This is a genomic window from Streptomyces sp. GS7, assembly GCF_009834125.1.
Classification (GTDB): domain Bacteria; phylum Actinomycetota; class Actinomycetes; order Streptomycetales; family Streptomycetaceae; genus Streptomyces.
Genome location: NZ_CP047146.1, coordinates 7145790 through 7157500 on the forward strand (window position 1 = coordinate 7145790; position 11711 = coordinate 7157500).

At 67.7% G+C, this 11711-nt stretch carries 3 protein-coding genes, 1 tRNA gene and 2 rRNA genes (1 of these 6 only partly in view); 1 reads left to right on the plus strand and 5 read right to left on the minus strand.

Going from position 1 to position 11711, the window contains the following annotated elements; translation table 11 throughout:
• Positions 1-208: 208 nt before the first annotated feature.
• Positions 209-5710, minus strand: coding sequence for a HAMP domain-containing protein (locus GR130_RS30995; protein WP_159507764.1), 5502 nt, complete (start codon positions 5708-5710; stop codon positions 209-211).
• A 424-nt stretch (positions 5711-6134) separates the two neighbouring features.
• Here GR130_RS30995 and GR130_RS31000 point away from each other — a divergent pair, with 424 nt between their 5' ends.
• On the plus strand, positions 6135-8756 hold the full coding sequence (locus tag GR130_RS31000) for a SpoIIE family protein phosphatase (protein ID WP_159510330.1): 2622 nt from the start codon (positions 6135-6137) through the stop codon (positions 8754-8756).
• Positions 8757-8857: 101 nt separating this feature from the next.
• On the opposite strand, the gene GR130_RS31005 is transcribed toward GR130_RS31000, so the two are convergent.
• The 4 genes from GR130_RS31005 to GR130_RS31020 all read right to left on the minus strand — a co-directional run.
• Positions 8858-8930, minus strand: a tRNA-Thr gene (locus tag GR130_RS31005).
• 71 nt (positions 8931-9001) lie between these two features.
• Positions 9002-9679, minus strand: coding sequence for a DegT/DnrJ/EryC1/StrS family aminotransferase (locus tag GR130_RS31010; protein WP_159507765.1), 678 nt, complete (start codon positions 9677-9679; stop codon positions 9002-9004).
• Positions 9680-9794: 115 nt separating this feature from the next.
• Positions 9795-9911: ribosomal RNA gene (gene rrf / locus GR130_RS31015) — 5S ribosomal RNA — on the minus strand.
• A gap of 77 nt (positions 9912-9988) precedes the next feature.
• Positions 9989-11711: ribosomal RNA gene (locus GR130_RS31020) — 23S ribosomal RNA — on the minus strand; it runs 1401 nt beyond the window's last position.

Genomic DNA, 11711 nt, shown 5'->3' on the forward strand with positions numbered 1-11711 from the left:
CGGCTCCGTCACGCCGCCCGTCCTTGTGCCGGTCATGGTAGCTGCACCCCGCCTGTCGCCACACCCTGTCACCGCGATGTCACTGTGCACGTAGCAGAAACGCAGCGAGAGACGAGAAGGTTCCCCGAATCCCGCGGTCCCACACGTCTACGGCCACACTCAGTCAGCAACGCGTTGATCCTCTTCCGGCTCCATACTGGACGCCCCGTCACCTCGCGCGCATCCATTGCTCCATGACCGACAACAGATGATCGGTATCCACCGGCTTGGTCACGTAGTCGGAGGCCCCGGAGTCGATGCTCTTCTCCCGGTCGCCCTTCATCGCCTTCGCGGTCAGGGCGATGATCGGCAGCCCGGCGAACTGCGGCATCCGCCGGATCGCGGCGGTCGTCGCATAGCCGTCCATCTCCGGCATCATGATGTCCATCAGGACCAGCACGATGTCGTCGTGCTGCTCCAGCACCTCGATGCCCTCGCGGCCGTTCTCCGCGTACAGCACCGAGAGCCCGTGCTGCTCCAGGACGCTGGTGAGCGCGAAGACGTTGCGGATGTCGTCGTCGACGATCAGCACCTTCTCGCCGTGGAAGCCGCCACCGAAGCCCGGGTCGACCAGGTCCTGGCCGTTGCCGAGCCAGGGCTCCTCGGCCGGCTGCTGGGCGGGCTGCGGCGCCGTCTGGTGCGGCTGCTGCCCCGCGGACGAGGGCTGGCCGGGCAGCGCGAACCGCCGTGGCGTACCGGACACCGCCCGGCGCCGCCGCCTGCCCAGGCTGCCGCCGTGGCCCCGGTCGCGCTGCGGCTCCTCGCCGTCCTGGCTCCCGGCCTCGGTCTCCCGCGCCTCCGCGTCCATCGCCAGTCCCCCGGCGACCAGCTGCGGGTAGCCCTGCGGAGGCAGCCCGCCGGGGTTGTGCGGCAGGTACAGCGTGAAGGTGGAGCCGCGGTTGGGCTCGCTCTGGGCGTGGATCTCGCCACCCAGCAGCCGGGCGATCTCCCGGCTGATGGACAGGCCCAGTCCGGTACCGCCGTACTTGCGGCTGGTGGTGCCGTCCGCCTGCTTGAACGCCTCGAAGATGACCCGCATCTTGCTGGACGCGATGCCGATGCCGGTGTCGGTCACCGAGAACGCGATCATGTCGGCATCCGGGTCGCGCAGCGAGCCGTGCTCCAGCAACTGCTCGCGGATGGCCACCGGGACGTCCGCGCCGGCCGGCCGGATCACCAGCTCCACGGCGCCGCTGTCGGTGAACTTCACCGCGTTCGACAGCAGGTTGCGCAGCACCTGGAGGAGCCGCTGCTCGTCGGTGTGCAGCGTCGCGGGCAGCTCCGGGGAGACCCGTACGGAGAAGTCCAGCCCCTTCTCGGCGGTCAGCGGCCGGAAGGTCGCCTCGACGTAGTCGACGAGCTGGACCAACGCGATGCGGGTCGGGCTGACGTCCATCTTGCCGGCCTCCACCTTGGACAGGTCGAGGATGTCGTTGATCAGCTGGAGCAGGTCGGAGCCGGCGCCGTGGATGGTCTCGGCGAACTCCACCTGCTTCGGGGAGAGGTTCCCCTCGGCGTTGTCGGCCAGCAGCTTGGCGAGGATCAGCAGCGAGTTCAGCGGCGTCCGCAGCTCGTGCGACATGTTCGCCAGGAACTCCGACTTGTAGCGCATCGAGACCGCGAGCTGCTCGGCGCGCTCCTCCAGGACCTGCCGCGCCTCCTCGATCTCGGTGTTCTTCACCTCGATGTCGCGGTTCTGCGCCCGCAGTTGCTCGGCCTTCTCCTCCAGTTCGGAGTTGGACAGCTCCAGCGCCTTCTGCCGGCTCTCCAACTCCGCGGAACGCTCGCGCAGTTGCTCGGTCAGCTCCTGCGACTGCTTGAGCAGCACCTCGGTCTTGGTGTTGACCGAGATGGTGTTGACGCTGGTCGCGATCATCTCGGCGATCTGGCTGAGGAAGTCCTTCTGGATCTGGGTGAACGGCTGGAACGACGCCAGCTCGATCACACCGAGCACCTTGTCCTCGAAGAGCACCGGCAGCACGATGATGTTCGCCGGCGGCGCCTCCCCGAGACCCGAGGCGATCTTGAGGTACCCGGACGGCACGTTCTCCACCAGGATCGTGCGGCCCTCCTCCGCCGCCGTCCCGATCAGCGTCTCACCGGGCTTGAACGTCGTCGGCATGCCGCCCATGGCGTAGCCGTACGAGCCCATCAGCCGCAGCTCGTACGCGCCCGGCTCGCCGCCGTCCGCCCCGATCTCCCGGGTGTCGGGCTGCGCCGCGAGGAAGAACGCGCCGTGCTGCGCGGAGACCGCGGGCGACAGCTCGCTCATGATGAGGGTGGCGACGTCCTTGAGGTCGCGGCGGCCCTGCATCAGACCGGAGATGCGGGCCAGGTTGCCCTTGAGCCAGTCCTGTTCCTCGTTGGCGAGGGTGGTCTCCCGGAGGGTGGAGATCATGGTGTTGACGTTGTCCTGGAGTTCCAGGATCTCGCCGGCCGCGTCCACGTCGATCCGGACGTTGTGGTCGCCGAGGGTCACGGCCGCGGCGACCGCGGCGATGGCGCGCACCTGACGGGTCAGGTTGCCGGCCATCTCGTTCACCGACTCCGTCAGGTCCTTCCAGGTGCCGGCCACGCCCCGCACCTGCGCCTGACCGCCGAGCTGGCCCTCCGTTCCCACCTCGCGGGCCACCCTGGTGACCTGCTCGGCGAACGAGGACAGCTGGTCGACCATCGTGTTGATGGTGGTCTTCAGCGCCAGGATCTCGCCCCGCGCGTCCACGTCGATCTTCTTGGTCAGGTCGCCCTTGGCGACCGCGGTGGTGACCATCGCGATGTTGCGGACCTGGCCGGTGAGGTTGTTGGCCATGGAGTTCACCGACTCGGTGAGGTCCTTCCACGTGCCGGCGACGCCGGGAACGCGGGCCTGGCCGCCCAGGATGCCGTCGGTGCCCACCTCACGGGCCACGCGGGTGACCTCGTCGGCGAACGACGAGAGCGTGGTGACCATGGTGTTGACGGTGTCGGCCAGCTGCGCGACCTCGCCGCGCGCCTCGACCGTGACCTTCTTCGTCAGGTCGCCGTTGGCGACCGCCGCCGAGACCTGCGAGATGTTCCGCACCTGGATGGTCAGGTTGTTGGCCATCAGGTTGACGTTGTCGCTGAGGTCCTTCCAGATGCCGGTGACGCCCGGAACCCGTGCCTGGCCGCCCAGTTGGCCTTCGGTGCCGACCTCGCGGGCGACCCGCGTCACCTGCTCCGCGAACAGCGAAAGCTGGTCGACCATCGTGTTCACGGTGGTGACGAGTTCGAGGATCTCGCCCTTGGCGTCGACGGTGATCTTCTTGGAGAGGTCACCGCGGGCGACCGCGGTGGTCACCTCGCCGATGTTGCGCACCTGCGACGTCAGGTTGTTCGCCATGAAGTTGACGGACTGGGTGAGGTCCTTCCACGTACCGCTGACGCCCTGCACCTCGGCCTGCCCCCCGAGGATGCCCTCGGTGCCCACCTCGCGGGCGACCCGGGTGACCTGCTCCGCGAAGGACGAGAGCTGGTCGACCATGGTGTTCAGGGTGTTCTTCAACTCCAGGATCTCGCCCCGGGCGTCCACGTCGATCTTCTGCGACAGGTCGCCGCGCGCGACCGCGGTCGCGACCTGGGCGATGTTGCGGACCTGGGCCGTCAGGTTGCCGGCCATGCCGTTCACCGAGTCGGTCAGATCGCGCCACACGCCGGCGACGCCGGGCACCTGCGCCTGACCGCCCAGCCGGCCGTCCGTACCGACCTCCCGGGCCACCCGCGTCACCTGCTCGGCGAACGCGGACAGCTGGTCGACCATCGTGTTGATGGTGTTCTTCAGCTCCAGGATCTCGCCGCGCGCGTCGACGTCGATCTTCTGCGACAGGTCGCCGCGCGCCACCGCCGTCGTCACCTGCGCGATCTGCCGCACCTGCGAGGTCAGGTTCCCCGCCATGAAGTTGACGGAGTCGGTGAGTTCCTTCCACGTACCGCTGACGCCGTCCACCCGCGCCTGGCCGCCCAGCCGGCCCTCCGTGCCCACGTCCCTGGCCATCCGCGTGACCTGGTCCGCGAACGACGACAGCTGGTCCACCATGGTGTTCACGGTGTTCTTCAGCTGGAGCATCTCGCCGGAGACGTCGACGGTGACCTTCTGCGACAGGTCGCCGTTGGCGACCGCCGTGGTCACCTGCGCGATGTTGCGGACCTGCCCGGTCAGGTTCCGGAAGGCGGTGTTGACGGAGTCCGTCAGGTCCTTCCACGTACCCGCCGCGCCGGGCACCGCGGCCTGGCCGCCCAGCTCGCCCTCGACGCCGATCTCCCGCGCCACCCGCGTGACTTCGGCACCGAACGAGGAGAGCTGGTCCACCATCGTGTTGACGGTGTTCTTCAACTCCAGCATCTCGCCGGCCACATCGACGGTGACCTTCTGCGAGAGGTCGCCGTTGGCGACCGCGGTGGTCACCTGGGCGATGTCCCGCACCTGCCCGGTCAGGTTGCGGAAGGCGTTGTTCACCGAGTCGGTGAGGTCCTTCCACGTACCCGCCGCGCCCGGCACCTGCGCCTGACCGCCCAGCTGCCCCTCGGCGCCGACCTCGTTGGCGACCCGCGTCACCTCGTCCGCGAAGGTGCGCAGCGTCTCGGTCATGGTGTTGATGGTGTCGGCCAGCTGCGCCACCTCGCCGCGCGCGCTGACCGTGACCTTCTGGGACAGGTCGCCGTTCGCGACGGCGGTGGTGACCTGGGCGATCCCCCGCACCTGCGCGGTGAGGTTGCCGGCCATCAGGTTGACCGAGTCGGTCAGGTCCTTCCACACGCCGGCCACACCGGGGACCTGCGCCTGACCGCCGAGTTCGCCCTCCGTGCCGACCTCGCGGGCCACCCGCGTCACCTCGGAGGCGAACGAGGAGAGCTGGTCGACCATCGTGTTGACGGTGTTCTTCAGCTCCAGCATCTCGCCGGCGACATGGACCGTCACCTTGCGCGACAGATCGCCCTTGGCCACCGCGGTGGTGACGAGAGCGATGTCACGTACCTGGGCCGTCAGCCGGGAAGCCATCGTATTGACGGATTCCGTCAGATCCTTCCACGAACCCGACATTCCGCGCACGCGCGCCTGACCGCCGAGCTTGCCCTCCGTACCGACCTCGCTGGCCACCCGCGTGACCTCGTCGGTGAAGGCCGAGAGCTGGTCCACGAGCCCGTTGACCGTCCGGCCCACCTTCAGGAACTCACCCCGCAGGGGATGCTCCGAAGAACTGTCCGAACTACGCGACCGCAGATCCATCCGCTGTTCCAGGTCGCCCTCGGACACCGCCGACAGCACCCGCCCCACCTCGGACACCGGCCGCACGAGGTCGTCCACCAGCGCGTTCGAGGCGTCGATCGCCGCGGCCCAGGAGCCCTCGGCGGCGCCGACCTCCAGCCGCTCCGTGAGTTTTCCCTCACGCCCCACGACACGGCGCACCCGGGCCAGCTCACCCGTCAGATGCAGGTTGCGGTCCGCGACCTCGTTGAACACCGCCGCGATCTCCGACATGACGCCGTCACCGGAGACCGTGAGCCGCTTGCGGAAGTTTCCGTCCCGCATGGCGACGAGAGCGACCAGCAGGCGATTCAGCGCCGCCGTATCGACCTCGGTCGTCCCATTACTCCGGGATCGTCCGCCTTTCGCGCGCGTGCTTGCGCCCCGCGCCGCTACGCCAGACTCCACCGTGTCCCTCCCGCAGGGTCGACCGTTCTCTCCGGGCTCTCTGTCGGAGCCTGCCCAGTGTTTCACCCCACCGCACGGAAGCGGCAAGGAGTCGCAACGTAACCACACCACCGGAGATACGTTGAGGCAGACGGGCAGGGCTTGTCCTTCGTCACCCCTGGCGGCGGCGAGAAACCCCGATACGGGGCGGAGTCACAACAGTTCGGCAGCATCCACACACGGGATGCAGCGCTTGCCGACCATAACCCGGCGGCCATGGACGTTCCTCACGGGAATGTGCACGGCCGCCGAGGTACGTCTCATGCCGGAAAGCACGCCTTCGTTCCCACTGCTCGCGTCGACCGTCTAGCCTGGCATGCGCATCGATGCCACGAGAAACGGGCACAGGACCCTGGGGAGCGACGAAAGACCAATGGGGAGTGCTGTGATCACCGCGCGGGCCGCCGCCACCTTCGAGCCGGTCGGGCGCTCCGTCGCCACTGCCCGTGCGTTCGTCAGGGACACTCTCCAGGGTTGGGGCTGCGTCGACATCGTCGACGACGCCGTGGTCCTCACCAGCGAACTGGTCACCAATGCCGTGGTGCACGCCGGCACCGCCGCCGATGTGCTGTGCCTGCGCACCGACGGCGGCGTCCGCGTCTCCGTCGCCGACCGCTACCCCGAACGCGAGATTCCACTCCAGAGCGCCGGCCAGGCCATGGTCCACCCCGACCGCGAGGGCGGACGCGGCCTGCTGCTGTGCGGCGCGCTGGCCGCCCGCTGGGGCGTGGAGTACACCGCCGCCCAGAAGCACGTCTGGTTCCACCTCGAACTCCCCGAGCGCCCGGCCGGCACCCGCGCGGCCGGCCCCGCCCTCCCCGTGGACGCCCTCCCGGTCGCCGACACGCGGGTCCGCGTCGCGGTGATCCAGATCGACCGCGGCGGCTGCGTCAGCTTCTGGAACGAGGACGCCCAGGACCTCTTCGCGTACGACGCCGAACAGGTCATCGGCAAGCCCCTCACCGACTTCGCCGCCTGGCCGCACACCCCCGGCACCGGCACCGGCATCGCCGAGGCGCTCCAGCTCTCCCGCTGGGAGGGCTCCTACGGCATAAGGGGCGCCGACGGCCGGGTCATCCCCGTCTACGCCTCCCATCTGCGGGTGCGCGACGCCGACGGCGAGGCGTCCACCGTCTGCCTCCTGGTCCGCGACCACGAACGCGCCATCCTCCAGAGCCCGCAGCGCACCCCCGCCGCCGACGCCACCACCCCGCCCGAGGGCCGCCCGTCCGACCCGTTCGAGGTCTTCATCGGCTCCCCGGCACCGGACGACCTCGACGGACTGCTCCAGCGCACCGTCGAACGCGCCCGCGACATGCTCGACGGCGACGCCGCCTACCTGCTCCTGGCCACCGACGACGAGACCGAGCTGGAGGTGCGCGCCTCCACCGGCCTGCCCTCCGCCCGCCAGCGGTTCGCCCGCGTCCCCGTGGAAGCCGGATCCGGACGCTACGGCTCCGCCCGGATGCCCGCCGTCCACGAAGACCTCACCGCCGTCCCCGGCGCCGTCCCGCTCCTCGCCGGTACGGGCATGCGCTCGGTCGTCACCGTCCCGCTCAAGGTCGAGGGCCGGCTCACCGGTTCGCTGGGCGTCGCCGCCGAGAGCCCCTCCCGTTACACCAACGAAGAGGCCCTGCGCCTCCAGTTCGCCGCCGACCGCATCGCCCTCGCCGTCGAACGCGCCCGCCTCACCGAACTGGAGAAGCTGCGCCGCGGCTCCCTCTCCTTCCTCGTCGAGGCGTCCGACCTCCTCGCCGGCACCCTCGACCGCGACCAGACCCTGGCCCTGATGGCCCAGATGACGGTCCCCACCCTCGCCACCTGGTGCGCCGTCTACACCGTCGCCGACCAGGCCTCGGAACCGGAACTCTCCTACGTCCTCCATGAGGACGAGGACCGCATCGACGGCCTCAAGACCCTGCTGATGAAGGTCGACCCGCCCGAGCCGGTGCCCACCCCCGGCGCCCGCGTCTGGACCGCCCCCGCCGACGCCGCCCACGACGCCGCGCTGCGCACCTCCCTGCGCAGCCTGGGCCTGGAGGAGTCCGCCCGCCCGTCCACGGGCCCCGGCGCCACTCTCGCCACCGCCTCCGCCGTCGGCGGCGAGACCGTCGTCCTCCCGCTGGTCGCCCGCAACCGCGTCATCGGCATGCTCACCCTGGGCAAACCCACCGAGGAGCACTTCCGCCAGGAGATCCTCGAACTCGCCGAGGACCTCTCCCGCCGCGCCGCCCTCGCCCTGGACAACGCCCGCCTGTACAGCGAGCGCACCGCCATCAGCCAGTCCCTCCAGCGCAGCCTGCTGCCCCCGGAGCTGCCCGACATCCCGGGCGTCGAGGTCGAGGTCATCTACCGCGCGGCCGGCGAGGGCAACGAGGTCGGCGGCGACTTCTACGACCTCTTCCCGATCCGCGACGGCGCCTACGGCTTCGCCATCGGCGACGTCTGCGGCACCGGCCCGGAGGCCGCCGCCGTCACCGGCCTCGCCCGGCACGCGCTCCGCCTGCTCGCCCGCGAGGGCTTCGGCGGCCCCGCCGTCCTGGAGCGCCTGAACGCCGCCATCCTCGACGAGGGCGCCCGCAGCCGCTTCCTGACCCTCCTTTACGGCGAGCTGTGGCCGCAGGAGGACGGCAGCGCGCGGCTCAAGGTCGTCTGCGCCGGCCACCCCCTCCCGCTCCGCCTCCGCCAGGACGGCTCCGTCGAGCCGGCCGCCGAACCCCAGCCCCTCCTCGGCGTCCTGGACGACCTCGAACTGTACGAACAGACCGTCACCCTCGACCCCGGTGACGTCCTGCTGTGCGTCACCGACGGCGTCACCGAACGCCGCGAGGGCACCCGCATGCTCGGCGACGACGGCCTCACCGACGTTCTCACGACATGTACGGGCCTGACCGCCGGCGCGGTGGCCGCCCGCGTGCTGCGCGCCGTCGAGCGCTTCGCCGCCGAACCGGCCTCCGACGACATGGCCATCCTCGCCATGCGCGTCCCCGAAGTCCCTGCCGACTAGCCCCCGTTGGGGGCGGAGACACCACTCCGCCCCCACCACTCCCCCGCCCACCACATACGAAAAAGTCCCCCACCATCTGGTGGGGGACTTTCCCTTTCCTGAGCCCCAATACGGAATCGAACCGTAGACCTTCTCCTTACCATGGAGACGCTCTGCCGACTGAGCTATTGGGGCGCGGCAACGAGATAAATACTACCCCAACTCCGCGCCGTTTCCGAACCGTCCACACCGCCCACCCGCACCGCCTAAAAGGCCGGCTGCAGCAATCCCCCGAGCGCATTGCACGCCCCCACCATCCGGTGCAGCTCCCGCCGCGTCATGGCGGCATGCAGCGGCAGCGCCAGGGTCTCGTCCACGGCCCGCTCGGTCTGCGGCAGGAACACGTCCCGCCGCAGCCCCGGCAACCGGTACACCGGCGCCTGTACGGGCACCTTGCAGGCAACTCCCTTGGCCCGCAACGCCCGCGCGAACGCATCCCGGTCCGGCCGCCCGTTCCCCGGCACCCGCACCACGTACTGCTGGTAGGTATGCCCCACCGCGGGCGTCGGCGTCGCCACCCCGTTCAGCCGCCCGTCGAGGTACGTGGCATGCGCCCGCCGCTGTTCCACTCCGTCCGGCCGCGCCCCGGGCTCGTCCTCGACCAGCACCAACAGCCCGTACCGCTGGCCGACTTCACGGATCCACGCGGCATCCGCCTGCCGCCCGAACCGGTGTATCGCCACCACCGCGGCCGTCTGCCCGGTCACCACATCCGACACGGCCGCCGGATCGAGACAGTAGCTCCCGGCATCCACATCGGCGAACACCGGCACCGCTCCCAACTCCACCACGGCCTGGGCGACTTCGGCGTTGCCGTAGGCCGGCACCACCACCTCGTCACCTGCACGGACACCGGCCGACCTGAGCGTTCCCACTGTCCCCATGCCGCGGAGCATGTCCACGGGAGTTGAACGGCACGTTACGCCCGTCACCTCACCTTCCGAACAAAAAAGCTCCGGCCCCTGAACCAGAAGGTTCAGGGGCCGGAGCTGAATGATTGTTCGGCGGCGTCCTACTCTCCCACAGGGTCCCCCCTGCAGTACCATCGGCGCTGAAAGGCTTAGCTTCCGGGTTCGAAATGTAACCGGGCGTTTCCCTAACGCAATAACCACCGAAACACTATGAAGAAAACAAACTCCAGCCGACAAGGCGAGTTCGTTACTTCAGAACCTACACAGTGGACGCGAGCAACTGAGGACAAGCCCTCGGCCTATTAGTACCAGTCAACTCCACACCTTACGATGCTTCCATATCTGGCCTATCAACCCAGTCGTCTACTGGGAGCCTTACCCCATCAAGTGGGAGGGAGCCCTCATCTCGAAGCAGGCTTCCCGCTTAGATGCTTTCAGCGGTTATCCTTTCCGAACGTAGCCAACCAGCCATGCCCTTGGCAGGACAACTGGCACACCAGAGGTTCGTCCGTCCCGGTCCTCTCGTACTAGGGACAGCCCTTCTCAAGACTCCTACGCGCACAGCGGATAGGGACCGAACTGTCTCACGACGTTCTAAACCCAGCTCGCGTACCGCTTTAATGGGCGAACAGCCCAACCCTTGGGACCGACTCCAGCCCCAGGATGCGACGAGCCGACATCGAGGTGCCAAACCATCCCGTCGATATGGACTCTTGGGGAAGATCAGCCTGTTATCCCCGGGGTACCTTTTATCCGTTGAGCGACGGCGCTTCCACAAGCCACCGCCGGATCACTAGTCCCTACTTTCGTACCTGCTCGACCCGTCAGTCTCACAGTCAAGCTCCCTTGTGCACTTACACTCAACACCTGATTGCCAACCAGGCTGAGGGAACCTTTGGGCGCCTCCGTTACCCTTTAGGAGGCAACCGCCCCAGTTAAACTACCCACCAGACACTGTCCCTGATCCGGATCACGGACCCAGGTTAGACATCCAGCACGACCAGAGTGGTATTTCAACAACGACTCCACACCAACTGGCGTTGGCGCTTCAAAGTCTCCCACCTATCCTACACAAGCCGAACCGAACACCAATATCAAGCTATAGTAAAGGTCCCGGGGTCTTTCCGTCCTGCTGCGCGAAACGAGCATCTTTACTCGTAATGCAATTTCACCGGGCCTATGGTTGAGACAGTCGAGAAGTCGTTACGCCATTCGTGCAGGTCGGAACTTACCCGACAAGGAATTTCGCTACCTTAGGATGGTTATAGTTACCACCGCCGTTTACTGGCGCTTAAGTTCTCAGCTTCGCCAACCCGAAGATTGACTAACCGGTCCCCTTAACGTTCCAGCACCGGGCAGGCGTCAGTCCGTATACATCGCCTTACGGCTTCGCACGGACCTGTGTTTTTAGTAAACAGTCGCTTCTCGCTGGTCTCTGCGGCCACCCCCAGCTCAGGAAGCAAGTTCCCTCACCGGAAATGGCCCCCCTTCTCCCGAAGTTACGGGGGCATTTTGCCGAGTTCCTTAACCATAGTTCACCCGAACGCCTCGGTATTCTCTACCTGACCACCTGAGTCGGTTTAGGGTACGGGCCGCCATGAAGCTCGCTAGAGGCTTTTCTCGACAGCATAGGATCATCCACTTCACCACAATCGGCTCGGCATCAGGTCTCACCCTTATGCGAGAGACGGATTTGCCTATCTCTCGGGCTACACCCTTACCCCGGGACAACCACCGCCCGGGCTGGACTACCTTCCTGCGTCACCCCATCGCTTACCTACTACAAGTCTGGTCCGTCGGCTCCACCACTCCCCTCAACTCCGAAGAGATCAGGGCGGCTTCACGGACTTAGCATCGCCTGATTCAGTATTGGGCGCTCCAAAGCGGGTACCGGAATATCAACCGGTTGTCCATCGACTACGCCTGTCGGCCTCGCCTTAGGTCCCGACTTACCCTGGGCAGATCAGCTTGACCCAGGAACCCTTAGTCAATCGGCGCAAGAGTT

Coding starts and splice junctions, on each gene's coding strand:
- GR130_RS31010 (WP_159507765.1), bottom strand. CDS start 9,679: ATGGGGACAGTGGGAACGCTCAGGTCGGCCGGTGTCCGTGCAGGTGAC.